22 protein-coding genes are annotated in these 26388 nt (G+C 63.2%); 15 read left to right on the plus strand and 7 right to left on the minus strand.

The window, feature by feature from the left end; genetic code table 11:
* Positions 1–121: 121 nt before the first annotated feature.
* From U0004_RS15895 to U0004_RS15905, 3 genes are all read left to right on the plus strand, one after another.
* Complete coding sequence (locus U0004_RS15895; RefSeq protein WP_269462252.1) at positions 122–1159, plus strand: zinc-dependent alcohol dehydrogenase; 1038 nt, start codon at positions 122–124, stop codon at positions 1157–1159.
* 91 nt (positions 1160–1250) lie between these two features.
* Positions 1251–1955, plus strand: coding sequence for a hypothetical protein (locus U0004_RS15900; RefSeq protein ID WP_070257607.1), 705 nt, complete (start codon positions 1251–1253; stop codon positions 1953–1955).
* Positions 1956–2102: 147 nt separating this feature from the next.
* Positions 2103–4052 carry a cytochrome c/FTR1 family iron permease gene (locus U0004_RS15905; protein WP_115057497.1) on the plus strand — a complete coding sequence of 650 codons (1950 nt, stop codon included), beginning with the start codon at positions 2103–2105 and terminating at the stop codon, positions 4050–4052.
* 324 nt (positions 4053–4376) lie between these two features.
* On the opposite strand, the gene U0004_RS15910 is transcribed toward U0004_RS15905, so the two are convergent.
* Both U0004_RS15910 and U0004_RS15915 read right to left on the minus strand, forming a co-directional pair.
* Entirely contained in the window at positions 4377–4850 is a 474-nt protein-coding gene (locus U0004_RS15910; RefSeq protein ID WP_070257617.1) for a DMT family transporter, read from the minus strand.
* 10 nt (positions 4851–4860) lie between these two features.
* Entirely contained in the window at positions 4861–6258 is a 1398-nt protein-coding gene (locus U0004_RS15915) for an amidohydrolase family protein (protein ID WP_070257605.1), read from the minus strand.
* A 148-nt stretch (positions 6259–6406) separates the two neighbouring features.
* On the opposite strand from U0004_RS15915, the gene U0004_RS15920 reads away from it, so the two are divergent.
* The 8 genes from U0004_RS15920 (at position 6407) to U0004_RS15955 (ending at position 17851) form a co-directional block, all read left to right on the plus strand.
* Entirely contained in the window at positions 6407–7309 is a 903-nt protein-coding gene (locus U0004_RS15920) for a LysR family transcriptional regulator (RefSeq protein WP_070257604.1), read from the plus strand.
* Positions 7310–7369: 60 nt separating this feature from the next.
* Positions 7370–7987: a TetR/AcrR family transcriptional regulator gene (locus tag U0004_RS15925; RefSeq protein WP_070257603.1), complete on the plus strand. Its 618-nt coding sequence runs from the start codon at positions 7370–7372 to the stop codon at positions 7985–7987.
* 104 nt (positions 7988–8091) lie between these two features.
* Positions 8092–8901 carry an oxidoreductase gene (locus U0004_RS15930; protein WP_070257602.1) on the plus strand — a complete coding sequence of 270 codons (810 nt, stop codon included), beginning with the start codon at positions 8092–8094 and terminating at the stop codon, positions 8899–8901.
* 35 nt (positions 8902–8936) lie between these two features.
* Positions 8937–9944: an NADP-dependent oxidoreductase gene (locus U0004_RS15935; protein ID WP_070257601.1), complete on the plus strand. Its 1008-nt coding sequence runs from the start codon at positions 8937–8939 to the stop codon at positions 9942–9944.
* 120 nt (positions 9945–10064) lie between these two features.
* Complete coding sequence (locus U0004_RS15940; protein ID WP_070257600.1) at positions 10065–11222, plus strand: ABC transporter substrate-binding protein; 1158 nt, start codon at positions 10065–10067, stop codon at positions 11220–11222.
* Positions 11223–11250: 28 nt separating this feature from the next.
* A complete protein-coding gene (locus U0004_RS15945; RefSeq protein WP_115057498.1) occupies positions 11251–14919 on the plus strand; it encodes a response regulator in 3669 nt (1222 codons plus the stop codon).
* Positions 14916–17456 (plus strand): EAL domain-containing protein, encoded by a 2541-nt coding sequence (locus U0004_RS15950; RefSeq protein WP_070253452.1) that lies wholly within the window; start codon positions 14916–14918, stop codon positions 17454–17456. The genes U0004_RS15945 and U0004_RS15950 overlap by 4 nt, the downstream gene beginning before the upstream one ends.
* Before the next feature lie 20 nt (positions 17457–17476).
* A complete protein-coding gene (locus tag U0004_RS15955; protein ID WP_070253453.1) occupies positions 17477–17851 on the plus strand; it encodes a hypothetical protein in 375 nt (124 codons plus the stop codon).
* A gap of 13 nt (positions 17852–17864) precedes the next feature.
* On the opposite strand, the gene U0004_RS15960 is transcribed toward U0004_RS15955, so the two are convergent.
* Positions 17865–19370, minus strand: a complete 1506-nt coding sequence (locus U0004_RS15960; protein ID WP_070253454.1) for an anion permease — start codon at positions 19368–19370, stop codon at positions 17865–17867.
* 239 nt (positions 19371–19609) lie between these two features.
* Positions 19610–21148, minus strand: coding sequence for an OmpA family protein (locus U0004_RS15965; RefSeq protein ID WP_070253455.1), 1539 nt, complete (start codon positions 21146–21148; stop codon positions 19610–19612).
* Positions 21149–21489: 341 nt separating this feature from the next.
* Here U0004_RS15965 and U0004_RS15970 point away from each other — a divergent pair, with 341 nt between their 5' ends.
* Both U0004_RS15970 and U0004_RS15975 read left to right on the plus strand, forming a co-directional pair.
* Positions 21490–22263 (plus strand): ferredoxin--NADP reductase, encoded by a 774-nt coding sequence (locus tag U0004_RS15970; protein ID WP_034748152.1) that lies wholly within the window; start codon positions 21490–21492, stop codon positions 22261–22263.
* A gap of 380 nt (positions 22264–22643) precedes the next feature.
* Entirely contained in the window at positions 22644–23228 is a 585-nt protein-coding gene (locus U0004_RS15975) for a type 1 glutamine amidotransferase family protein (protein WP_070253457.1), read from the plus strand.
* On the opposite strand, the gene U0004_RS15980 is transcribed toward U0004_RS15975, so the two are convergent.
* The 3 genes from U0004_RS15980 to U0004_RS15990 all read right to left on the minus strand — a co-directional run bounded on the left by U0004_RS15980 (position 23225) and on the right by U0004_RS15990 (position 25502).
* Positions 23225–24700 (minus strand): serine hydrolase domain-containing protein, encoded by a 1476-nt coding sequence (locus U0004_RS15980; RefSeq protein ID WP_081345388.1) that lies wholly within the window; start codon positions 24698–24700, stop codon positions 23225–23227. The genes U0004_RS15975 and U0004_RS15980 overlap by 4 nt on opposite strands.
* A gap of 85 nt (positions 24701–24785) precedes the next feature.
* The gene (locus U0004_RS15985; RefSeq protein ID WP_070253458.1) at positions 24786–25115 is read right to left on the minus strand and encodes an immunity protein Imm33 domain-containing protein; all 330 of its coding nucleotides are present in this window, start codon (positions 25113–25115) and stop codon (positions 24786–24788) included.
* 6 nt (positions 25116–25121) lie between these two features.
* The gene (locus U0004_RS15990) at positions 25122–25502 is read right to left on the minus strand and encodes a hypothetical protein (protein WP_081345389.1); all 381 of its coding nucleotides are present in this window, start codon (positions 25500–25502) and stop codon (positions 25122–25124) included.
* 303 nt (positions 25503–25805) lie between these two features.
* On the opposite strand from U0004_RS15990, the gene U0004_RS15995 reads away from it, so the two are divergent.
* Positions 25806–25994 (plus strand): hypothetical protein, encoded by a 189-nt coding sequence (locus U0004_RS15995; protein ID WP_034786916.1) that lies wholly within the window; start codon positions 25806–25808, stop codon positions 25992–25994.
* Between the two features lie 188 nt (positions 25995–26182).
* On the plus strand, positions 26183–26368 hold the full coding sequence (locus tag U0004_RS16000; RefSeq protein WP_034786919.1) for a hypothetical protein: 186 nt from the start codon (positions 26183–26185) through the stop codon (positions 26366–26368).
* The last annotated feature ends 20 nt before the right edge of the window (positions 26369–26388 follow it).

A 26388-nucleotide genomic window follows, 5' to 3' on the forward strand; every position in this document is an offset into this window, starting at 1 on the left:
CCTCCCAGTATAAGTTGATGTGGATCAATCAATTTTCCTGTTGTGTGCAGCAGAATATGATCATTCGCAAGGATCTGTTCTGCGCCTTGCACGATGCATTCGCCACTTCATAAGGAATACCATGATCCCCCCTACCATGAAAGCCGCCGTCGTCGAGCAACTGGGCCAGCCGCTGGTGCTGCGCGAGGTTCCCGTGCCGGTGCCAGGCCCCGGCCAGATCCTCGTCAAGACGGAAGCGTGCGGCGTCTGCCACACTGACTTGCATGCGGCGCGCGGGGACTGGCCCGTCAAGCCGACGCCGCCGTTCATTCCCGGCCACGAAGGCATCGGCCTGGTGGTGGCCGTGGGCACGGGCGTGACCGAAGTGCAACTGGGCGACCGGGTCGGCGTGCCCTGGCTGTACTCGGCGTGCGGCCATTGCGAACATTGCCTGGCAGCCTGGGAAACCGTGTGCGCCGAGGCGCAGTTCGGCGGCTACACCAAGAATGGCGGCTTCGCCGAATACATCCTGGCCGACCCGCGCTACGTCGCGCACATTCCGGCGGATCTTTCTGCCGTGCAAGCAGCGCCCATCATCTGCGCGGGCGTGACCAGTTACAAGGGCATCAAGGAAACGGGGGCGCGGCCGGGCCAGTGGCTGGCCGTATCCGGCATCGGCGGACTGGGCCACCTGGCCATCGAATATGCGGTGGCCATGGGCTTGCGCGTGGCGGCCGTCGACATCGATGAAGGCAAGCTGGAGCACGCGCGCGCCCTGGGCGCCGAAGTGACCATCAATGCGCGCCAGGGCGACCCCGTCGCGGCCTTGCGCGAAGCGACCGGGGGCGGCGCCCACGGCGTGCTGATCACGGCGCCATCGATCGATGCTTTCCAGCAAGGCGTGGCGATGACGCGCAAGCGCGGCACCTGCGTGCTGGTGGGCTTGCCGCCGGGAGACTTCCCGACGCCGCTGTTCGACGTGGTGGCCAATTGCGTGACGATACGCGGCTCTTTTGTGGGCACGCGCCAGGACATGGCCGAGGCGCTCGCCTTCGCCGCCACGGGCAAGGTCAAGGCCGGCGTGGAATTGCAGCCGCTGTCGGCCATCAACGAGATCTTCAGCCGGCTGGAACATGGCAAGGTTGCCTCGCGCGTGGTGCTCGATTTCAGCGGCAGCTGAACGCCAGGCGGGCAGCGCGGTGTGTCGTGCGACGGCAATTTAATTGCCGTTGCTATGATGGCATCTCATACAGAACACCGAGGACACACCGATGAAGCAATCCCTCTACGGCCTGCTGGCCTGCGCCGCCCTCGCCTTGTCGTTTTCGGCCAGCGCGGCGGAGCCGGCCCCGGCTACGCTGCCCGGACACTATTACCTGCAAGGCGTCATGGAAACGGGTTCCGAACTGCTGCTGAAAAAGGACGGCACCTTCGAATGGATGCTCAGCTATGGCAATACCGACGAGCAAGCCAGCGGCGAGTGGCGCGTTGCTGGCGACGTGGTGACCCTGGTGGCGGGCAACGGCGGCAAGGAGCCGCAGTTTCGCGTGTTCGAGGAATCGGAAATGCGCATCCAGAAACCCGCCGAAGCGGGCCTGTGGGTGGCCATCGTCGGCTTCCCCAAAGTGGGGCCGATGGCCGGCGTGGAAGTAAAGTTCGAAGCGCAAAGCGGCAAGACGGCCACGGCCGTCAGCGTGGCGAACGGCGACGCCATCGTCCGCATGCCGGCGTCGGAAAGCTGGGTGCGCGCCGGCTTGCGCCGCCAGGGTTCAAAAGCCGACTATCAATGGCTGGCCGTGCCGCCCGTGCGCGCGCAGGAACGTATCGCCGCATTCGCCGTCACCGATCCCCAGTGGTTGAGAGCCCAGGCATTCCAGAAGCTGTGCTTGCGCGTGGTCAAGGGTGGCCTGAAAGTCGACGATGCGGACAATGGCCTGGCCAGGGGCCTGTACGCCAAACCGGCATCGACGCAATAGCCTTCTTTCCCCTTCTTTCCATTCTCCAGGCACGTTGTCCTGGTCAAGAATACTGACCGGGGCCGTACGCGCACGCCCGTGCGCCGTTGACACCCAGCACGGTCTGTCCTATAGTCGCCGGGTTAACGACAAATGAGAATGAGAATCATGTTCAGTTCTATCAAGAAATGGCTCGTCTGCTATCCACTCGTGGCCGCCAGCCTCAGCCTGTTACTGGCCGGAGGCGCGCAAGCGCAAGTGGCCGACCAGGGCGCCGGCGCCAAGCAATTGTGGCAATTGATTGATTATGTTGCCGTCGATTACAGCGGCGCCGTCGAGGACGGCAAGGTGGTCAGCGAAGCGGAATACGCGGAAATGCTCGATTTTACGGACAACGCGACGACGCAGATCGCCGCCCTGCCCGCGCACGCCTCGCAGGCGGCCATTGCCGCCGCCATCGCCGACCTGCGCAAAGCCGTCGTCGCCAAGGCGGACGGCGCGGAAGTCAAGCGCCTGGCGCACCACGCGAATGGCTTGCTGATCGCCGCCTACCCGATTCCCGTGGCGCCGAAAGTGCTGCCCAACCTGGCGCGCGGCGCGGCCCTGTATGCGGCCCAGTGCGCGTCCTGCCACGGCGTGGCCGGCGGCGGCGATGGTCCGCTGGCGGCCAGCCTGGAACCGAAGCCGATCGCTTTCACGGATGCCGAACGGGCGCAGTCGCGCAGCCTGATGGCGCTGTACCAGGTCATTTCGCAAGGCGTGGCCGGCACTTCGATGGCCAGTTTTGGCCAGCTGTCCGAAAACGAACGCTGGGACCTGGCGTTCTATGTCGGCGGCATGTCGCACGATGCGGCGGCAAGCGCGCGCGGAGAAAAGCTGTGGCAGGATGATCCGCGCAGCAAGAACCTGTACGCGGACCTGGCTGCCGTGACGACCCTGACACAGGAAGCCGTTGCCGCCAAGCTGGGCGCGGACGAGGCGCAAGCCTTGACGGCGTACTTGCGCAGCAACCCTGGCAAGGCCGACGCGCACAAGCCGGCCGGCCTGGCCCTGTCGCGTTTGCGCCTGGCGGAAAGCCTCGAGGCCATGCATGCGGGCGACCGCGCAGGCGCCACGCGCCTGGGCCTGTCGGCCTACCTGGACGGTTTCGAGCCGATCGAGCCGATGGTTGGCGCGCGCAATAAATCCCTGCTGCTGGCCGTGGAAAACGCCATGCTGGCTTACCGCTCCGCCGTGGCCAAGGGCACGGTGGCCGACGCCGACGCGGCTGGCGAAAAGCTGCAGCAACTGTTTACTCATGTGGAAGCGGAGCTGGGCGACGCCAAGGCCGACCCGATGACGACCTTTATCGGCGCCCTGACGATCTTGCTGCGCGAAGGCGTGGAAGCGCTGCTGATCGTCATCGGCATCATCGCCTTCCTGCGCAAGGCCAAGCGCAACGATGTGCTGCCCTATGTGCATGCGGGCTGGGCGAGCGCGCTGGTGGCGGGCGGCCTGACATGGGTGGCGGCGACCTACCTGGTGACCATCAGCGGCGCCAGCCGTGAAGTGAGCGAGGGTCTTGGTTCCGTGTTCGCGGCCCTGGTCCTGCTCAGCGTGGGCTTGTGGATGCACCAGAAGAGCAGCGCCGGGCGCTGGCAGGAATATTTGCACGAGAAACTCACGGCAGCCATGTCGCGGCGCTCCGCCTGGGGCCTGTTCGCCCTGGCCTTCATCGCCGTTTACCGCGAAGTCTTTGAAACCGTGCTGTTCTATTCCGCCCTGGCGGCGGACGGCAACGGCGGCGCCCTGCTGGGCGGCTTCCTGGTGGCCATCGTGCTGCTGGTCGTGATCGCCTGGGCCTTGCTGCGCACCAGCGCGCGCATGCCGATCGGCAAATTCTTCTCGTGGACGTCCGCCTTCGTGGCCGTGCTGGCCGTGATTTTGATGGGCAAAGGCGTGGCCGCGCTGCAGGAAGCGGGCTGGGTCGGCGTGAGCCCCGTCGATTTCATCCGCGTCGACCTGCTGGGCATCCTGCCGACCCTGGAAACCTTGCTGGCGCAAGCGGCCATCCTGGCCATCATCGTCGTTGGCTATGGCTGGAACCGCGTTTCCGCAGGCAAGCGCAAGCTGGCCTGACCTTGTAGAGCCGGCGCGGGCAAGCTGCCCGTGCCGGCCACGGCGCGCCTGTTCAGGCGCGCCATCCCTCCCCCGCCATCGGCCCCACTTTCATCGCCAACATCGTCATGACGGGCGGCGGGCCAGGCAAGGATGCGCCGCCGTTTTCCTTTGCCCGGCAAGACATCCTGAATAGAATATGATGGTCATCATGCGGAACTTGCGCAACAACTCAACTGCCCAACCCTCGGCGCCAAACCGCAAGGAAGCCACCCACGAACGCATCGTCGAGGTGGCCATTGCGGACCATTTCCTGACGTCGCCCTTGCGTGGATGGTACCGTTTTCATCCGGACAGGGCTTTCGACACGCGGTCTCCGAACACCAGCACTGCCAAACCGGAGATCATCAGCAGGTAGCCCATCAGTTTTCCGGGCGAAATCGGGCGTGCCGTTGCACCGAGCAAAGCTAAGTGATCGATGACCAGCGATGACGTGAGCTGGCCGACCACGGCCAGTCCCACCAGCAAGGTCAAGCCGATGCGCGGTGCCAGCAAGACGTTACACAGCAAGGAGCCGGCCCCCAGCATGCCACCCAACAGGCTCCAGAGGGGCTGAGCGGGAACTTCCGCCAGTGACGCCACGCTGCCACCACGCAGCAAGGCAATCACAGCCAGACACAGCGCGCCGATGGTGAAGGACACCAGCGCCGCCGTCAGGGAGTCTCCACCGATGCCCCGCGCAAGCTGGCCATTCAAAGTGGTTTGCAAGGCAATGGCGATGCCCGCGCCGAAAGCGATGGGTAACAGTAGCGCGTTCATCAGGCGCTGCTTACGCATGGTGGATCGGCGCGAACGATTCAGCAAACAGATCGGGCTGGTAACCGGCGGCATTGAACAGGTGAGCGCAGGATTCGTCGATCGCGGAGCGCAGCCTTGCCTGATCCACGCCCAGTACGACGCCACCGCGTTTGCGCACGCGCCCGTTGATGATGACGGTATCGATATTGCTGCGCTCTACCGCGTGCACCACGGTACCGATGGCGTTGTTGACCGGGTAGAGGTTGAGGTCGCCGGTGCGTATCAGTACCAGGTCGGCCTGCTTGCCTGGCGCCAGGCTGCCGATGCGTTGCTCCAGCCCCGCACACGCGGCGCCGTCGATCGTGGCCGCCTCCAGCAAGCGGAACGCATCGGTGGGCGCCGCCGCATGGTGGTGCCCATGCAGGCGCTGGGTATGCCCCAAGACCCGCTGCAGGTAGAACGCCACGCGCATCTCCATGAACATGTCGCCGCTGTACGAGGTCTCGTTGTCGACACTGAGGCCGGGGCGTATGCCGTGCTGGAACGCCGCCTGCCAGGCGTTCATGCCATCCTCGATACCGTAGTGGGCATCCGAGCGCGGGCATACATTGACGCGCACGCCTGCCTCGCGCAAGATTTTCCAGCCGGATTCCGGCAGGCAGGTGCAGTGGTTGAAGATGTTGTCGTTGCCAAGCAGCCCCTGCTGGTGCAGGCCTTCGAGTTCGGCTGCCATGCCACCACCAAAAAACTCGGTCACGATGGGAATGCCCAGTGCCCGCGCGATGGCCCACTGCTCCGGTTCCAGCTGCGCCATCATGGCCAGCGTCACCAGGCTGTCGGGATTGGCAAAATACTTGGCCTGCAGGCGTGCGAGGTTGCCCGGCCAATGCGCCTCATCCCAGTCGCCCGATACGGGCGCACCGGATGCATGCACGGCGCGGATACCCGTATCGAACAATGCTTCGACGGCCGCGTCGGAGTGCGCCGCGGTGCGGCTGTTGTGGGAGTTGTCGATCACGGTCGTGATGCCGGCATCGATGCAGCCCAATGCCGTGAGCAGGTTGCCCACGTAAATGTCGCGCGGCCGGTAGTATTTGGCAAACGAGAAATGGGTGGCGTTGCAATAGTCCTCGAGCGTTGCCGCATTCGGATTGATGCGGCGCAGCTGGCCTTCCCAGGAGTGCCGATGGGTATCGACCATGCCCGGAATGGCGATCATCTCCGCGGCATCGATCACCTCGGCGCCGTCGGCCTCCAGGTGCACGCCGATGGCGGCAATGGCGCCGTCGGCAATCAGGATGTCGCCCTTGGGCAAATTGCCGATATTGCCATCCATGCTGATGATCGTCGCGCCGCGTATCAGCATCTTGCGGGGGGCTGGGGCCAGTGGCGCCAGCAGAGCCGGCAATTGAGTATCTTGTTCAAGCATGGTTGAGTCCTGCGATAGGTAATGGCTTGCACGCAGTCTAGTGCAGTCAAGCCGGCGGAAAAAGTAGCGCCGGGCGTTTTCAGCATGCGGAAAATCCGAACAATGTTAGGTTATAGTGCCATTTCCCTTAGCATCACACGGACAAGACATGGATCGCGTACAAGCAATGCAGGTATTCCTTCGCGTGGTCGAGAGCAGGAGTTTTGTGCGCGCGGCAGAGACCCTGGGCTTGCCCGCATCGTCGGTCACCGGCATCATCAAGCGGCTGGAAAAACATTTGCAGACGCGCCTGCTGAACCGCTCCACACGAAACCTCAGCCTGACACCCGAAGGCGAGCGCTACTTCCACCGCTGCCGCGAAATACTCGACCTCATCGACGACACCGAAGCCAGCCTGCAAGGCCCGGGCGAGCGCCCGCAAGGACGACTGCGCGTGGATATGCCGGGCGGCATCGCCCATGCCGTGATCCTGCCGCAGTTGCGGCAATTTCAGCAGCGCTACCCGGATATCTACCTGATGATCGGCGTCAATGATCGCCAGGTCGACTTGATACAGGAGGGAGTCGATTGCGTCATCCGCACCGGCAGCCTGGAAGACTCGACGCTGGTCGCGCGCCGCTTGGGCGAGCTGCGCTGGATCACCTGCGCGGCGCCGTCCTACCTGGCCGAACACGGTGTTCCCGCGCTCCCGGAGGATTTGGCAAGCCACCGGGCCATCCACTACTTTTCCGGCACGGCGCGGCGGGGGAGCGATCTGCATTTCATCGACGATGGCGTCCGCGTCGCGGTGCCGGTCCCTGGCACGGCCGCAGTCAACGAGACCGGGCTGTACATCAAACTGGGCCTCGACGGCCACGGCTTGATGCAGCTGGCCGACATCCTGGTGCGCGACCATTTGCAGGCTGGAGCATTGGTAGAGGTGCTGGCCGACAGGCGGCCGGCACCTGTGCCGGTATCGCTGCTCTATCCCCACCACCGCTTTCTCTCCCCGGCAATGCGGGCCTTCACCGACTGGACGACAGAACTGTTCAGCAACGCCAGCCTGATTTGACCGCGCCGAGCGCCGCCTGCAGGCGTAGCGCATCGCGTGCACGGAGTTGGAAATTACGATATGATGATCATCATGCAGAACTTACCCAACAAGTCAGCGGCCAAAATCATGGCGCAAAGCCGCAAGGAAGCCACCCACGAACGCATTGTCGAGGTGGCCACGCGCGCCATCCGCCGCAGCGGCTATGCGGGCACGGGCGTGGCCGACATCATGAAGGAAGCGGGCCTGACGCACGGCGGCTTTTATGCCCACTTCGCCTCGCGCGACGCGCTGCTGGCCGAAGCGGGCGACCGCGCGGGAGCCGAAGCGGTGGCGCTGGCGGCCAGGGTGGCGGCTGCCGCCCCTCCCGGCCAAGCCCTGCAGGCCATGATGGCCGCGTATCTGTCGCCCGAACACATCGCCGCCATCGAGGTTGGCTGCCCCGTGTCGGCGCTGGGCTCGGAAATGCCTCGCCAGGCGCCCGAGGTGCGGCGCGCCGCCACCATCCATATCAAGGAAATGATCGACCTGTTCGCGCGCCAGTTGCCGAACTGGGGCCAGCCCGAAGCGCATGCGCAGGCCATGGCGACGGTGTGCGCCCTGATCGGCACCACCATCCTCGCCCGTGCCGTCGACGAGCCAGCCCTGTCGGACGCACTGTGCGCAGCCACCCTGGCGCAAATTCAGGCGCCCGGCTAACCGCACCGCCCGTGGCGTTGATCCGTCCCGGGCTTTTTTTTCAACAAAAATATGATGATCGTCATATTCCATGTCCCAAGCTGTCAATCACTGAAGGAACTGCCATGAAAAACCACAAGATTGCCCTGGTCACCGGCGCCTCGTCCGGCATCGGCGCGGCCACGGCCCAACGCCTGGCGCAAGCGGGCTACACGGTGTACGGCACCAGCCGCCGTGGCGGCCAGGCGGCCGCAGCCGGCCATGCGATGCTGGCGCTCGACGTCACCAGCGATGCGTCTGTCGCTGCCGCCGTGGCCGAGGTGATGCAGCGCGAAGGCCGCATCGACCTGCTGGTCAATAACGCCGGTTTCGGTGTGGCTCCGGCAGGCGCCGAGGAAAGCAGCATGGCGCAGGCGCAAGCCATCTTCGACACGAATTTCTTCGGTCTCGTGCGCATGACGCGCGCCGTGCTGCCACACATGCGGGCCCAGGGCGGCGGGCGCATCCTCAATATCGGTTCCGTCGTGGGCTTTTTGCCCATGCCTTACGGCGCGCTGTATTCCGCCACCAAGCACGCCATCGAGGGCTACACGGAATCGCTCGACCATGAAGTACGGGGCTGGGGCATCCGCGCCAGCGTCATCGAACCGGCCTATACGAAAACCACGTTCGAAGCCAATCTGCTGGCGCCCGATGCGCCGCTGTCCGCCTACCGGCAAGTCAGCGCGGCCGTCACGCGCCGGCTGCAAGCGCTGATGGCCGGCGCCGATGAGCCTGGCGTCGTGGCCGACACGGTATTGGCGGCGGCGCAGGCGCGCCAGCCGAAATTGCGCTACACGGCCGGGCCGCTGGCGGCACGCCTGCGCCTGATGCGCCGTTTCATGCCCGCCGCGCTGATGGACGCCGGCTTGCGCAAGGACCTGCGCCTGGCTTGAACGCCGACGCCTTTTCAGCATTCAGAGAGAATATCATGCAAGCATTGCAACTTAAAAAATACGGCGGCCTTGATCACGTGGCGTTTGCCGAACTGCCCCGCCCCACTCCCGGCCCCGGCGAACTGCTGGTGCAGGTGCACGCCGTGGGCTTGAACCCCATCGACAACCTGATTCCCAAGGGCGACTTCAAGCCGATATTGAAACTGCGCTTGCCGGCCACCCTGGGCAGCGACCTGGCCGGCGTGGTGGTGGCAGTCGGCGGCGCCGTCACGCGCTTCAAGGTGGGCGACGCCGTGTATGCGAGTATTTTCGACACGCCATACGGCAGCCTGGCCGAATTTGCCGTGGTGCCGGAACAGGCGGCCGCACTGAAACCGGCGAACCTTGATTTCGTGCAGGCGGCCTCGATTCCCATGGTGGGCTTGACGGCGTGGCAAGCCATGCATGAGCGCATGCAGCTCCAGCCGGGCCAGAAAGTGTTCATCCCGGCCGGTTCCGGCGGCATCGGCACGTTTGCCATCCAGCTGGCCACGCACCTGGGCGCCCGCGTGGGCACGACCACCAGCACGGCGAACGTGGAGCTGGTGCGCGGCCTGGGCGCCGATGACGTGGTCGATTACAAGAAACAGCCGTTCGAGGACGTGCTGCGCGATTACGACGCCGTGCTGGGCACGGTGCGCGGCGACGGGCTGGAAAAGGCCTTGCGCATCGTCAAGCCTGGCAGCCATGTCGTCTCGCTGATCGGCCCGCCGGACGCCACTTTCGCCCGTGCGCGTGGCATGAACGTGGTGCTGAAACTGGTGTTTGGTTTGCTCAGCCGCAAGATCATCGGCCTGGCGAAGCGGCGCGGCGCCAGCTATGCCTTCCACTTCGTGCGTCCCGACGGCGGCCAGCTGGCGCAGATCGCCGCCCTGCTCGAAGCGGGCACCATCCGTCCCGTCATCGACCAGGTGTTTCCTTTCCGTGAGGCGAAACAGGCGCTGGCCTACCTGGCGCAGGGACGCGCACGGGGCAAGGTGGTGGTGCAGCTGATCGTCCCTTGAGTTGCCCTTGGAATGCTTTTCGCGCCGTGACTATGTGTGAGTTTTGCGTTGGCAATTTCCTCCATACTCCTTGTCAACCGTTCACCTATTGATACCGGTCAACCTCCATAAAGGTAGCTCATGCGCGTTTTCCCGGAATGCTGCTGGCTCGCTCTCACCCTCGTGGCCGGCATCGGCCAGGCCGCCGAACCGGGCGTCACCGATACGCAAGTCCGGCTGGGCATGGTCAATGCGCAAACGGGGGCCGCGTCGGGGCTGGGGCGGGCCATGCTCGACGGCGCGACGGCCGTGTTCCAGGAGGCTAACCTGCGCGGCGGCATCCATGGCCGCAGCATCGAGCTGGTGGTCGCCGACGACGGCTACGATCCGGATCGCGCCATCAGCGAAACGCTCAGGCTGGTCGAGGACAAGCAGGTGTTCGCCCTGTTCGGCAATGTGGGCACGCCCACTACCAACGCCGTCATACCGATCGTCCAGGAAATGAAGGTGCCGCTGGTGGGCGCGTTTACGGGCGCGATGACCTTGCGCCGCCCCGTGGTGCATGAAATCATCAACTTCCGCGCCAGTTACGACGATGAGTCCGATGCCCTGGTGCAGTATTTCGCCAGCCGCGGCGTCAAGCGGTTTGGCGTGCTGTACCAGGACGACGGCTTCGGCAATGCCGTGCTCGACGGCACCGTGCGCGCGCTGCAGCGGCGCGGCATGGAACTCGTTGCCAAGGGCGCCTTCCAGCGCGGCACCACGGCCGTCAAGGCGGGCCTGGCGGCCCTGATCGGACACGACCTGCAAGCCGTGATCATGGCCGGCCCCTACACCCCGGTGGCCGCGTTCGTGCGCGAGGCGAGCCAGGCCGGGCTGAAGGCGGCCCTGGCCACGGTGTCCTTTGTCGGCACCGACAGCCTGCTGCAGTTGCTGGGCACGGAAGGCAATAACATTGTGATTTCGCAAGTGGTGCCCCTGCCGGAAGACCGCACGCTGCCGATCGCCGCCGACTGCACCGCGCTGCTGGCCAGGCATGTGCCGGCGGCCAGCCTGTCGTTCGTCAGTTTCGAGGGCTGCATTTCTGCCACCCTGATGGTGGCGGCGCTGCGCCACGCGGGCGCCGACCTCACGCGCGAGCGCCTGATCCAGAGTTTCGAAACGTTCGACCGGCTCGATCTGGGCGGCTTGCGCGTGACGCTGCGGCCAGGCGACCACCAGGCCTCGACGGCCGTCTTCCTGACCCGCATCGCCGACGGCCGGATCGTTCCGGCCGACCCGGCGCCTGGCGCGAAGTGATGCGCGCGCCCCTCCTCTGGAGCCTGGCATGAAAATCAGGAGCAAGCTGATCATCAGTACCACCGTCCTGCTGGCGGGCGTGGCGGCCATGGCGGCGGCCAGCCTGCTGCTGGTGAAAGGCATCGAAACCCATGTGCACGGTTTGACCGACCAGACCGTGCCCCTGTACACGGACGTGTTGCGCCTGCGTTATACCGTGCAGGATATGACGTCGGATTTTTTCGAACTGGGCAAGGCGGAAGACCTGGCGCAGCTGGAGCAGGTATCGAGCAAGATCGTCGCCAGTATCCGGACCGCCGAGAGCATCAGCCAGGACTTGCGGCGCCACGGCGAGTCGCAAGCGCCCCCCTATCACTCGGCCTTCGAACGGGAATTCCAGCGCATGCGCGTCGCCGTGCGCAAGCGCCTGGAAAACGAGGCCTACTACAAGGCGCAGGCGACGGAGATGCGGCAAGTGCTGGCGCAGATCAAGGCCGCGGCCAAGGATGCACGCAGCAAGATCCGCCTGGTCGACAGCCAGGCCCAGGCCACGGCCGCCGAGGTGCAGCTGGAAAGCCAGCGCCTGAACCAGAATGCCCGCTACCTGACCGATTTGCGCAAGAGCATCCACGACATGCAGATTGCGCTGGCCGAAACGGAGGCCGTGAAAAACCGTTTCCGCATCGCTCCCTTGCGCGAACGGCTGACGGCGGCCGTCGCGCACCTGGAAGGCACCAGCGAGCGCGACATCAGCCCGGCCCAGCAGGCGCTGCGGGCAAAACTGCTGGTCACGGCGCGCCAGATGCTCGATCCCGCCGCCGGCTTGCTGGCCCTGCGTGCCGGGCTGCTGGCCGAGGGCAGCAGCCCGGCGCAGCAGGCCGGCTATGCCGCCCTCAAGCAACAAACCAGCGCCGCCCTGGCCGGCGCCCACCTGCGCCTGGCCGAGGAGCTCGATCCCATCGAACTGCAGCTGGCCATCGGCCGCGACCGGCTGGCGGAGGCCGGCCGCTACATGCACACCTCGGCCCGCATTGAGGACGCCAGCGGCGAAATCAACCTGGCCGTCGACGCCATCAGCATCGACGTGGGCGAAGTCATGCTGGCCACGGCAGCCGCCGACGTCACGCGCCTGGGCCACGATATCGCGCAGCGCATCAGCGCCCTGCACCGCGACATGGCCACCATGCAGACCTTGCTGCAAAGCATAGGCCAGCTGGGCTTGCTAGCCGAAACGCGCGGCGTCAACACCCATCTGGATGCGGTGGAGCGCTCGGGACAGCGGCTGGTGCAAGCCAAGGGCAGCGTGCTGGACAGCCAGGCGGCGCTGGACGAGGTGATCGACCATGTGCGCGCCTTCGAACGCGAACAGGCAGCCTATTCCGCGCAGCAGGTGGCGCGCATCACGGGCCAGCAGCAGGACGCGGTGAGCAAGGTGCGCGAGGGTGTGCGGCATGCCTTCATGCTGATCCTCGGCATCGCGCTGGTCCTGCTGCTGGCCTGCGTGGCCATCACCGGGCTGATCAGCGCCTCCATCGCCAGGCCGCTGGCGCGCCTGTCCCACGCCATCGCGCATATCCGCGACGGCAAGGCGTTGTCGGTGCGCGTGGCGCAGCACGGCAGCGATGAACTCGGGCAATTGATCCTGGGCTTTAACGGCATGCTCGAGCACGTCGAACAGCGCGACCTGGCGCTCAAGCAGGCCAAGGCCGAGGCCGACGCCGCCAACCGCGCCAAATCCGAGTTCCTGGCCAAGATGAGCCACGAAATCCGCACGCCGATGAATGGCGTGCTGGGCATGACGGAGTTGCTGCAGCGCACAGAACTGAGTCCCAAGCAGCAGCGTTTCGTGCACACGGTGCACCGTTCGGGCGAAAGCTTGCTGAGCATCATCGACGACATCCTTGACTTTTCCAAGATCGAGGCGGGCAAGCTGGTGCTCGAACACATTCCCTTCGACCTGCGCCAGGTGATCGACGACGTCGTGGCGCTGTTTGCCAACGGCATCCAGCGCAAGGCCATCGAATTTACCTGCCGCATCGCCTCCGACGTGCCGCAGCACGTGCGCGGCGACCCCGTGCGCCTGCGCCAGATCCTCACCAACCTGCTCAACAACGCCACCAAGTTCACCGAGCGGGGCGAGATTTCCGTCGACGTCAGCTGCCCCGCTGCCGGCCAGATCCGGCTGGAAGTGAGCGACACGGGCATCGGCATGGCGCCGGAAGCGGCGGCGGCCGTCTTCCAGCCCTTCCGCCAGGCCGACAGCACCACCTCGCGCAAGTACGGCGGCACGGGACTGGGACTGGCCATCATCAAGCAACTGGCGGAGATGATGGGTGGCAACATTGTGCTCAAATCCGTGGCGGGCCAGGGTTCCAGCTTCGCCGTCACCGTCGTCGTGGGCAAGGTGGCGCCCGAGGACGCGCCGCCGGCGGCGCCGCCGCGCGTCTCGCTCGATGCCTTGCACGTGCTGATCGTGGACGACAATGCCACCAACCGCAGCATCCTGCTGCAGCACGCGATCGAGTGGCAGATGGCTGCCGCCAGCGCCGCCGACGGCGCCGAAGCGCTGGGGCTGCTGCAAGGCGCGCTGTGCGGCGGGCGCCCGTTCGACCTGGCCATCATCGACATGCGCATGCCCGTCATGGATGGCGCCGAACTGGTGCGGGCGATCAAGGCCGACACCGGCATGGCGGCGCTGAAAATCATCATGCTCAGCTCACTCGACGCCTCGGCCGATCTGCGCCAGGTGACGGCGCTGGGAGTGGAATACTGCCTGACCAAGCCCGTGCGGGCACTGGAACTGCGCCACTGCATCGAAGCCGTCGGCGGCTTCGGCACCATGGCGCCCACGCTGCCTGCCATGCCTGCCATGCCCGCCGCGCCGGACAGCGCAGCCGCAGGCCAGGCGCCGCTGCGCATGCTGCTGGTGGAAGACAACGCGATCAACCAGGAAATCGCCCTGGCCATGCTGGAAGATAGCGGCTACGAAGCCATCCCGGCCGACAACGGGCGGCGCGCGCTGGCCCTGTGGGAACGCTGCCCGTTCGATGTGATCCTGATGGATTGCCAGATGCCGGAAATGGACGGGTTCGAGGCGACCCGGCAGTTGCGCCGCATGGAAACCCAGCAAGGCCGCGAACGTACGCCCATCATTGCCCTGACGGCCAACGCCATCCTGGGCGACCGCGAACTGTGTCTGGACGCGGGCATGGACGACTACCTCGCCAAGCCGTACACGCGCGCCGCCCTGCTGGCCATGCTGGCCCGCTGGCGCCCGTCGCCGGCGGCAGCCGGGACGGTGGCGACGACGGCAGCGGCGACGCTGGAAACGGCGGCGGAGCCTGTCCCGGCGGCGGTCGAATCGGCCTCCATCCTCGACGCCGCCGCCCTGCAAAACCTGCGCGCCATGCGGCGTCCCGGCCGTCCCGACGTGCTGGGCCGCATCATCGACCTGTTCTACAGCGACGCCCCGCGCCTGCTGGGCCAGCTGGAAGTGGCCGCCGGGGCCAGCGATGCCGCGGCCCTGCAACTGGCGGCGCACACGCTCAAGTCCAGCTGCGCCAACGTGGGCGCACTGGGCTTGTCGGCCACCTGCCGTGAAATCGAACAATACGCGCGCGGCAATGATGTCGGCAGCGCACTGAACCATATCCGCGGCATCCAGCAAGAACTCGACCGTGTCCTCGCAGCCCTGGCCCTTGAAAAGGAAGCCCTATGAATACCGCACAACCCCCGCAAGCCCTGGTCCTGGTGGTTGATGACGACACCATGACGCGCATTCTGGTGACGGAAGCGCTGGAACCGGAAGGCTTCCGCATCGAGGAAGCGGCCAGCGGCCTGGAAGCGCTGGCCGCCTTCCAGCGCGGCGTGCCCGACCTGATCCTGCTCGACGTCGCCATGCCCGGCATGAGCGGCTTCGAATGCTGCACCCAGCTGCGCCGGCTGCCCGGCGGCGCGCATGTGCCCATCGTCGTGCTGACCGGCAACGACGACGATGACTCCATCAAGCAGGCGCTGGAAGCGGGCGCCAGCGATTTTATCTCCAAGCCGATGCAATGGCGGCTGCTGGCGCACCGGCTGCGCTACCTGCTGCGGGCCAGCAGCGCATTAACCGAATTGAGCCGCATCCAGGAAAGCCTCAGCCACGCGCAGGCACTGGCCCGCCTCGGCAACTGGGAATACCGGGGCACCGGCGGCGACGGCTACTGGTCGCCGGAACTGTTGCGCATCCTGGGCCTGGACGCCGATTCCGGCTCCACCAGCTTCGAGCGCCTGCTGCAATGCCTGCCGGAAGACCAGCGGCCCCTGCTGCTCGATGCCTTCATGGAACTGCATGCCAACGGCACCAGCTACGGCCTGGAACACAAGGTGGTGCAACCGGACGGCGCCGAGTGCATCGTCTTTCACCAGGCCGAGGCGGTGCGCGACGGTGGCGAAGTGCTGCTGATGCGCGGTACCGTGCAGGACATCACGGAACGCAAGCTGCAGGAATTGCGCATCGAATACCTGGCCAACCACGATGCGCTGACGGACTTGCCCAACCGTCAGTTGCTGAACGACCGCATCGGCCAGGCCATCGCCCATGCCCGCCGCACCCGCCTGCACCTGGCCACGCTGATGCTGGACCTCGACCGTTTCAAGTTCGTCAACGACAGCTATGGCCACCCCGTGGGCGATGCGCTGCTGCAGGAAGTTGCCCGCCGCCTGAAGCTGGCCGTGCGCGCGGGCGACACCGTGGCCCGCCAGGGCGGCGACGAGTTCGTCGTCCTGCTGACGGACCTGCCCGACCTCGAAACGGCCGAACAGATCGTGAAAAAAGTGCTGGCGGCGTTCGCCGAGCCCTTCCAGCTGGGCGAACATACCCTGCACGTCAGCACCAGTATCGGCGCCAGCGTGTTTCCCTCCGACGGCGACAGCGCCGACTTGCTGCTGAAGACAGCCGATGCGGCCCTCTACAGCGCCAAGGACAAGGGCCGCAACGGTTACCAGTTCTACAACCACAAGATGGGCGTGCTGGTGGAAGAACGGGCCGAAATCGAACACGCGCTGCACCAGGCGCTGGCGCTGGGCGAGCTGGAATTGCACTACCAGCCCAAGGTCGATCTCACCAGCGGCAAGATTTATGGCATGGAAGCGCTGCTGCGCTGGCGCCGGCCTGGCATCGGGCTGGTGCCGCCGGACCGCTTCATTCCCCTGGCCGAGGAAACGGGCATGATCGTGCCCATCGGGGAATGGGTGCTGCGCACGGCCTGCGCGCAACTGGGCGTCTGGCATGCCTACGGCTTTACGCACCTGACCATGGCCGTCAACGTGTCGGCGCGCCAGTTCCGCCAGGTCGACATGCCGCAACTGGTGCGCGAAGTGCTGGCGGAAAGCGGCGTGCCGGCCCACTGCCTGGAACTGGAACTGACGGAAAGCGTGCTGATGCAAAACCGCGACCTCGTGGTGAAGGCGCTGGAACAGTTGAAAGAAATCGGCATCACCTTGTCGCTGGACGACTTCGGCACCGGCTACTCCAGCCTGTCCTATCTCAAGCAATTCCCCATCGACGTGGTGAAAATCGATCAATCGTTCATCCGCGACGTGACCGACAGCGTGGACGGCGCGTCGCTGACCCGCTCCATCATCGCCATGGCCAAGTCGCTGCACATGACCACGGTGGCCGAAGGCGTGGAAACGGAGGGACAATTGGGATTTCTCAATACCAACCATTGCGACGCCATGCAAGGCTATTACTTCAGCCGCCCGCTGCCCGGCGCCGAGATGGATCAGATGTTGCATGCAGGCACTCATTTGCCGCCAGACAGCTGCCATGCCGACGCGCCGCAGCGCGTGCTGCTGCTGGTCGATGACGAGGAGCATATCCTGTCCGCCCTGCGCCGCTCGCTGCGCAAGGAAGGCTACCAGATACTCAGTACCACCAAGCCGCAGGAAGCGCTGGAACTGGTGGCCGCCCATGCGGTGGGCGTGATCCTCACGGATGCGCGCATGCCGGGCATGTCCGGCAACGAACTCTTGCGCCGCATCAAGGGTATCTATCCGGAGATCGTGCGCGTGATGTTGTCGGGCTACCCTGAATTGCATTCGGTCACGGCGGCCATCAATGAAGGCTCGGTATACAAGTTCATCACCAAGCCCTGGGACGAGACCCTGCTGAAGGAGCACTTGCAGGAAGCCTTCCAGCGCTTTGAATCGGGCGTGCAGCGCCCGCCAGTGGGGCCGCATGGCATCGAGATCAGCAACCGCGCCGCCTAGGCGCGCCACCAGGAGCCATCATGCAGGAACACCTGTTCTTCGAAGGCTTGCGGGCCCTGGCCGAAGCCGCCTTTCCCAAGCATTGCGCCTGCTGCGGGCGCGTCTTCGCCACGGCGGACGAGTTCATTGGGCAGACGCAGGCGATGCGCCAGAATGTCTCCGGACTGAAACAAAGTTTCGATGACAACAACATCGCCATCGTCGAGGTCTACCGCAATTGCCTGTGCGGCTCGACCCTGATGGATTTCTTTTCAGACCGGCGTGACACGTCCGAAGCATCTCTGCAGCGGCGCCAGTTGTTTGAACAGCTATTGCCACTATTGCAAGAAAAAGGCATGGAACGGGCCGCCGCGCGCACCTATCTGCTGCGGGTCGTGCGCGGCCAGCTGCTGTGAGGGGCAACTGATCTTACCAGTAGCCAAGCACCTTCCACCAGGTCGTGCCGACGACGGCAAAGATCAGCAGTTCCACCACGCACATGATGAAGCCGACCCGCCACCAGTTGCCCATCGTCACGAAGCCGCTGCCGAAGATGATGGGCGAGGTGCCCGTCGCATAGTGGGTCAGGGTCATCATGATGGCCGAGCCGGCCGTCATCATCAGCATGAAAGGCACGTGGTACCCGGCGGGGATCAGGTGCAGGCCCACCGTCAGGAAGGCCAGCAGCATGGCGCTGATGTGGGCCGTCGTGCTGGCGAAGAAGTAATGCGAGAACACAAACACCAGCACCAGGACGGCGGCAATCGGCAGCCAGTCCATGCCGCTGGCGACGATGGCGGCCTTCATGCCCGCCGAGAACCAGGCGATCACGCCTGTCTTGTTCAGCTGCTCGGCCATCATGACGAGCGCGCCGAACCACACGAGGGTGTCCCAGGCGCTCTTTTCCGACAGCACGTCGTCCCAGTCGATGGTGCCGGTAATGATCAGTACAAACAGGCCGACAAAGGCGACCACCGTCGCATCGAGCGAAAACGCGGGACCGAACAGCATGGCGGGCACGTTTGCCCACAGCAGCAGCAACAAGGCGAAGGTACCCAGCATGACTTTTTCCGACGGCGACAGCGGGCCCATGCTTTTCAGTTCCGCCTTGGCGTAGGTGACGGCGTCGGGTGTGGCTTTCAGTTCCGGCGGCGACAGCCAATAAATAATCAGCGGCATGACCAGCAGGCAGACCAGGCCCGGCAGCAGCATGCACAGGGCCCAGGTGGTCCACGTCAGGTGAAAACTCTGGCCGCTGGCCTTTGCCACGAAGTCGACCACCAGCGGGTTCGGCGCCGTGGCCGTCAGGAACATGGCCGAGGTGATCGGATTGGCGTGGTAGTTGACGAGGGCCAGATAGGTGCCTACTTTCTTTTCCGTGCCCTTGGCCGGGTCCGAATCGAAGGCATTGGCGATCGATTTCATGACGGGGTGGACGATGCCGCCGCCGCGCGCCGTGTTACTCGGCGTAAATGGCGCCAGCACCAGTTCGCAGATCGCCAGGCCGTAGCCGATGCCCATGGTGCGCTTGCCCAGCAGGGAAATGAACAGCAGGCCGATGCGGCTGCCCAGCCCCGTCTTTTTCAGGCCGCGCGAAATCAGGATCGCCACGACGATCAGCCAGATCAATGGATTCGAGAAACTGCTGAGCGCATCCGTGATGGCGCCCTTGGACGAGGTCGACGTCACTTGCGACAAGGAAACGATGACGATGGCCATCATCGCCATTACGCCGATCGGCATGACCTTCAGAATGATCGCCAGGATGGTGGTGAGGAAAATCGCCACCAGGCCCCAGGCTTTGGGCGTCAAGCCATCGGGCGCCGGCAGCAATAGCATGCTCAACAGCAAGGCTGTGCAGATCAGGGCGGGGACGAGGCGGAATGGGACGGCTTCCTTGAAATGCAGGAACAGGTCGCGCACTGTTTTATACATCTTTATTACCTTTCGCTGTGGGTCAGGCATCCTCGCGGTCGGAATCGTGCACGCAGATTCATGGGCCGGTAGGCACAAGAAGCGCGCCCGCAAGATGACAGATGCCCAACAATTCTGTTCGGCAATATCATACACGCAAGGTTGGCGCGGCCCCGCCCCGCCACGCCGCCCGCTTCAACTAACTTTCAAATCGTTGATCTGGGAGCGGCATGCGCAACAAAAGCGCCTCTCGCCAAGCGTCAATGTGCCGGCGCGCCGCAAGCCGTTTTCGCATCGGCAGTACCGGCACGCGAAACTTTCCCCACGCCTGTCAGAACCTGAAGTTCGACACGGCGGCCTTGCTCAAAACATGCCCGTTGCTTGAGCGAGTCCTTCATCTCGCCGCAGCCGCTGATGCCGTCGCGATCCAGGCGTATGTCAATCAGTGCATCCGCCTCGCTGATCGATTTGTCGCGTACCAGTTGATGGAACACGGTGCATGCTCTTTTGTGCGCCAAAACGAAATTACCCTCTTTTTCGCGAGGCATCGGGTCGGCAAAGCCCACGATAACTACTTTTTTCTCTTCGCCTTTTTTTGCCCGCGGCATGAATTTATCGACGTACGATTTTGAAATAGCCCACTGCCCTTCTTCGAACGTCTCTTTTCCAGAGCTGAAATAGATCCCGTTTTTCAGCTCCTGGCAAACTGTCTCTTTCCCCCCTCTTGAAACCTTGACGCCGGCGCTATCCAACTCAATCCGCGTATCTGTTGTATCGGTGGCAGCCGTCCCTTTCAGTTCGATATAGCTGCGCAGGCCAACCCCATGCCACAGAACCCGGACATTACTGATCGAAAAGCTGTCGCCATCCATTTTGCAACTATGCAGCAACACACCCTTGGCATCGGCTGCAGCTTGCATCGTGGCGAAATTCGTTTTATTGACGATCAATACGGCATCGGAGCGCAACCCGAGGCCACTCATCACATAATTAAAACTATGCTGGCCTGCCAGCAATGGAATATAGGCAAACAGGATTCCCACTGCAATACTGGCAAAAGCGCTCCGGGAGCTGGCGCTGAGGTTGGCCGTGGCGGGGCCGGGCGGAACGGGTGGAACGGGCGGAATGGGGGGCGGAAGCGGCACGAATGTGGAAAACATCGCCACGCCAAGACTTAAAAACATTCCTGAAAATAGCAACACCAAGGGTATTGCCAGAAAGCTGAAAACTCCACTGCCAGCGTCAGGCTTGTTTAGGGCGGCAATATATCCCAGCATGGACGTGGAAGCAATCAATGGCATAACGTAGGCGACGGCGAACCAGCCATCTTCCGTCAATTTGCGAGCCAGGTACCAGTACGCGCCAATGAGAACCACTGCTACGATACTTGACACGACAAATTGACATCCACTGGCGGAGCCGGCGCCGTTGTTCAAAGCCTCAAAGAAAACCATAACCAGCAGCAGGGAAAGCAGCCAAAGACCAAGCAGGTATGCGGCACTCTTTAACTTCCCGGATGGGAGTATTTTTTGTGTAGCCCACGGAACAAAAGGCAAGAACCCCATGATGACCGATAAGGCACCGATACAGGAAAAAGCCAGCATTACAAAAATAAAGAATAATGTATCGCCAACACTTAACCCGGATGGGAAAAAACCAATCACGAAGAAACAATAAATAAAGACGGCAACCAGGCCAAAAGTAGAGCTCAGACCGGCACATAAACCACTCATGGTTTTCAGGCGTTCAATCCTGAGCTTTTTAATTTCGGCTATTTGCTTCTCTTCATCCAGTGTCATAATATTAGGCGGTGTATTGACGTTTAGATATTATAATGCAACCATCTTTCCTGAAGTCAATAAATTTGCAAGATTGGCATGGGCGGCGGAGTTCTGCCTGGGTGCCAGAAAACTGAGCCAGGTCAAGACTCTGCCTGCCGCCCGCCTGTTTCAATGGGTATTTCAGCCCAACCTTGCCAACCGCACTATAATGTTGGCACCGCTTGCGGCAGCAATGGCGGCGATAGACGGTAACAATTTCGTGTGGAGGCCGGTACAATAGCGCCTGGGCCTACACAGGGTTTCACTTTTGCCAGCAGTTGCCAGCAACTAACCATTTTTTTGACCAGCCAACAAATACTATGAGTTCGATGAATGAAGAGCGCGTTTTAAGCGTGCACCACTGGACGGATACCCTGTTCTCCTTTACCACCACGCGCGACCCGTCGCTGCGTTTCTCGAATGGCCATTTCACCATGATCGGCCTGCGCGTCGATGGCAAGCCGTTACTGCGTGCCTATAGTATCGCCAGCGCCAATTATGAAGACCACCTGGAATTTTTCAGCATCAAGGTGCCGGGCGGTCCATTGACGTCGCGCTTGCAGCACTTGCAAGTGGGCGACACGGTCATCGTCGGCCGCAAGCCGACGGGCACCCTGGTGTCCGACTACCTGCTGCCAGGCAAGCGCCTGTACATGCTGTCGACGGGCACGGGCCTGGCGCCTTTCCTCAGCATCGTGCGCGATCCGGACATCTACGAGCGCTTCGACCAGCTGATCCTCGTGCACGGCGTGCGCCAGGTCGATGAATTGGCTTACCACGACTTGCTGGAAGAGCATCTGCCGAAGCATGAGTTCCTGGGCGAAATGGTCAGCGACAAGCTGCGCTACTACCCTACCGTGACGCGCGAAGACTTCCGCAACATGGGCCGCATCACCGAACTGATCGAAAACGGCAAGCTGGCCGAAGATCTGGGCGTGCCGGCGCTGAACCCTGCCGAAGACCGCGTGATGATCTGCGGCAGCTCGGACATGCTGCGCGACCTGAAGGAAATGCTGGAAGCGCGTGGCTTCAAGGAAGGCAATACCTCGACGCCAGGCGACTTCGTTGTCGAGCGCGCGTTCGCCGAGAAGTAATCCGCAAAAGTCATCCGCAATACCCCAGGGGCCCGGCCCCGCCGCTTCCTGCGGCGGCGCCGGGCCTTTTCATTGGTGGCGGCTACCGCAATCCATTCATGAAGCGCTGCAAGGACGTAAAGGCTTCCTGTCATGGCCGGAAACGAACAGCAGCGAGGCCGCACGGTCGGTCTTGACCTTGCTTGATCTGTCGCAAACGTGGCCTGTAAAACCGCATCGGGATTCGGCCGCATGCCAAAATAAATACGGCCCCTGATGGTGGCGCATCAGTCACGCTCGCTCCTGACAGAAATTGTCAGTGCTTTTCATTATGCTTTCGGCACCAGCAGGCCAGACAGCCTGTATTACTATTCATATCTCCACCTGCGACAGGACTTTTCATGACACGTGCCATCACCATTCTGACCGAGAACTTTGCCGATTGGGAAACCGCCCTGATCAATTCCACGGCGCGCCTGTACTACGGCTTTTACACGCAGTTCGCCACGCCCGGCGGCTTGCCCGTCACCTCGTCCGGCGGCATGCTGGTCACGCCGCAACTGGCGCTGGAAGATATTGTGCTCGATGAACTCGATTTGCTGATGGTATGTGGCGGCAGCCACTGGCAAAGCGGCAAGGCGCCCGACCTCTCCCCCTTGCTGCGCGCGGCCCGCGACAGGAATATCGTGCTGGCCGGCATTTGCGACGGCACGCGCGTGCTGGCGCAGGCGGGCGTGCTCGACACTGTGCGCCACACCTCCAATTCCGCCGACAACCTGAAGGATACCGGCTATGCGGGCGCCGCCCTGTACCAGGATGTGCCGTGGGCCGTGGCCGACCAGCGCGTCATCACGGCGCCCGGCACGGCGCCCGTCAGCTTTACGGCCGAGGTCTTGCGCTCCCTGGGCATAGCTGATGACAACCTGGCGGCTTACCTGGCCATGCACGGCGCCGAGCACGGCAAGGCAGCCCAGCCAATGCGCTAGTTGGCATCCAGCACGCGCAGGCGCGCCACGGCGTGCGTGTTGCCCGGATCCAGTTCCAGCGAACGGCGGTAATGCGTGATGGCCAGCGCCTTGGCGCCGTCCGCCTCGTATGCTTCGGCCAGGCTGTCGTGGCCATTTGCCCCTTGCGGGTACAGTTGCACGCCGAGCTGGAAGACGGCTACCGCCTGTTTCGGCTGCTGCCGCCGCAGCAGACGGTAGCCCCAGGCATTCAAGTCATCGTCGGTGGGCGCAGAGAGCCCATGCTGGCGCCGGATGGCCGCCAGTTTCTTGTCCAGTCCATCGAAACCGGCGCTGGCCGCTTTGTTGCGCAGCAGGTGCGCGGCATACGCGCCGCCGCGCTGCTGGCGCAGGGCGGGAAGATAAAAGCCGGCGACGGTATCGATCAGCTGTTCCGGCTGGGCGCCGGCCAGGTTGCTCAGGATAACGACGGCCAGGCCATCGTTCGGATACACATAAAAGGCTGAACGGGCGCCGCCGATGCCGGCCACGGCACGGTGTCCATCGCGACCGATGGTGGGCCAGCCCAGCGCCCACGGCGCCGGCTTGCCGTCATTCAAGCTGGTCGGCTGCCACAGCCGTTCCACGCTGGCGGGCGCCAGCAGGCGCCCCGACTGCAGCGCGATGAGCCAGTTCGCCAGTTCACCCGCATTGCTGTTGATGCCGGCGCCGGCGCGCATGAACACGGGAAAGTCTTCGATCACATTGCGGTAACCGTTACCGCCCCGGTCCAGCACGTAGGAACTGGCCTTGTTGGCGATCACGTCCTTTGCGTCGCCAAAGCCGCTGTGCCGCATGCCCGCCACGTCAAACTGCCCGCGCTGGACGAAGGCGGTAAAAGGCTGGCCGCCTTGCCGCTCGATCAATTGCGCCAGCAACACGTAATTGGTCTGGTTGTAGCGGTAGCGCTCGCCAGGCGGAGCTTCCACGGGCAGCGCCTGCACGGCTGTCCACGCCGCATCGGCGTCGTCCGGCTGCGGCCCCACCAGTTTGCCGCTGCGCTGGTCCAGCACATCGGGCAAACCCGAGGTATGGTTGAGCAATTGCGTCACCGTCACGGCTTGCCAGGCTGAAGGCAAGCCCGTCAGATACTGGCCGATAGTCGCGGCCAGGTCGATCTTGCCCTGCTGCACCAGCTGCATGACGGCCACGCCGGCAAACGCTTTCGTTGCCGAATTGATGGAAAACAGGCTGGCGTCCGTCACCGGCACCTGGTACTGCAGGCTGGACAGTCCGAAATTGCGCGCCAGTACGATCTTGCCACGCTGTATCACGGCCAGTTGCAGCCCCGGAATCTGGCGCTCCTGCATTTCGCTGCGTACGAAGGCGGCAATCTCCTGTTCCGCGTTGAACACCTTCGGCTGGCTGGCGGCAGTGGCAGTGGCAGCCACGGCGCCAACGGGGACGGCGGCAAGCGCCACGAGGAGCAGGACAGACGGGAGGCGTGGGTTCAAGATGTGGCTTTCGGCAGGAGAAAACGGAACCGCAGCATCCCATACCTATTTATCAACGTCAACGACAATCTTGCCGTTCAGAAAGTTACTCTTCCAGCCACACGTCTTCATACCCTTCCCGGTCGAGAATGAACTTGGCGCCACTGGGCAAGGCCAGGTAATCGACCACCTGCGGCAGCAGTTCGTGCAGGTGGTCCGCATGCAGAGGCTGGTAAAAGCCGCTGGCATCGTCGTGCTCACCGCAATGGATGAACCAGCTGATGGTGCCGTTTTCCGGCAGCGCGATGCGCGTGCCGTAGATGGGCGACTGCGCCAGGCTGGCGATGGCCAGGGCCACCATGGGCTCGGGCGCCTGGGCCGGCAAACCGAATTTGTCGCAGATGCGCCGTTGTGTTTCGCTGATCAGTTCAGTCATGGTGTTTCAGGATCCGATGTAGTGGTAATGCAGGCGCAGCGCGCCGTCGTGGCCGGACATTTCCAGGTGCAAGGTCGCTTCGCCCGGCTTGCCGTCGGCCAGCAACATGCATTCCAGGCCCAGTGGTCCGGCGTCGGTGGCATACACATCGACGGCGGGACGGCCACCCTTGCCCGGCACGAAGGCTTGCGCCAGCGGCGCCAGGGACAATGTCTGGCTAGCAGCAAAATAACTGTCGAGCATCTCGATGATCTCGTCGGCCACGCCCGGCGACAAGCCCCAGTCGCGCTGCAGTGCAACAGGATCGCGCGTGTCCAGCGTCTGCACGAAGGCGGCGGCCTGCGCGTATGCCAGCTGTCGCAGGCTGTCTGTGATGGCCATTTCCATAGAGTACGTCGTGCCTTATCCATTCAACAGGCGCCATTATAGTGCGTCGCCGCGGGAATGCTCGATCCGTTTGCCATCAATAATTGAGTACCGTGCCGATTATTTAAAGTGCCGCGCTTATTATTTATCGCACTGCAATAACATAAATGGCTCGCGTGATATTTGGTGAGTATTTGAAAAATATAACCGCGGATACGATTGATTTTCAAGTTGACGCTTATTTATTCAGGCGCTAATATCGAATGGCCATATACCATGGCATACAGCGCAAGCAGTACTTAACCATCACAAGAGGATAGTACAATGCAAAACCAAACCAAATTGTTCGCATTCAAACTGGCTGAAAAACAGGTACAAAAACAGGAAGCGCCCGCCACCGCCTGGAAGGTGCGCGACGGCGTCGCCGTGGCCGGCTGCACCGCCGTTGGCACCCATGATCAATATCGCGACTCTTCGCGCCTCAAGCCCAACGACAGCGGCCAGTATTGCTGATACCCGGCACGCCATAACCCCCGCCCGGCGTGGGGGTTTCATATATTCCCCCATATTCAAATTGGCGCCGTGCGGCGCGGCTATTCCGCGCGCAATGCATATACAAACACCTTTCAATTAAAGTTTCCATTTTTTAAAATAAGTATTTATCGGTAAAAATCGGAACACGACCATTAATAGAGGATCTCATGCACAAAGAAACCAAACTGTTCGCATTCAAACTGGCGGAAAAAAAGGAAGAAGAAAAGCCAGCGCATCCTGCGCTCTGGAAAGTACGCGATGGCGTCGCCGTGGCCGGCTGCACGGCTGTCGACAGCGAGGAGCAATACCGCTATTCGCGTATCGGTTCAAGTGACGGCGGCGAGTTCTGCTGATACGTTCGCCAGCTGAAAGC

Source organism: Janthinobacterium lividum, from assembly GCF_034424625.1.
In the GTDB taxonomy this organism is placed as follows: Bacteria; Pseudomonadota; Gammaproteobacteria; order Burkholderiales; family Burkholderiaceae_D; genus Janthinobacterium; species Janthinobacterium lividum.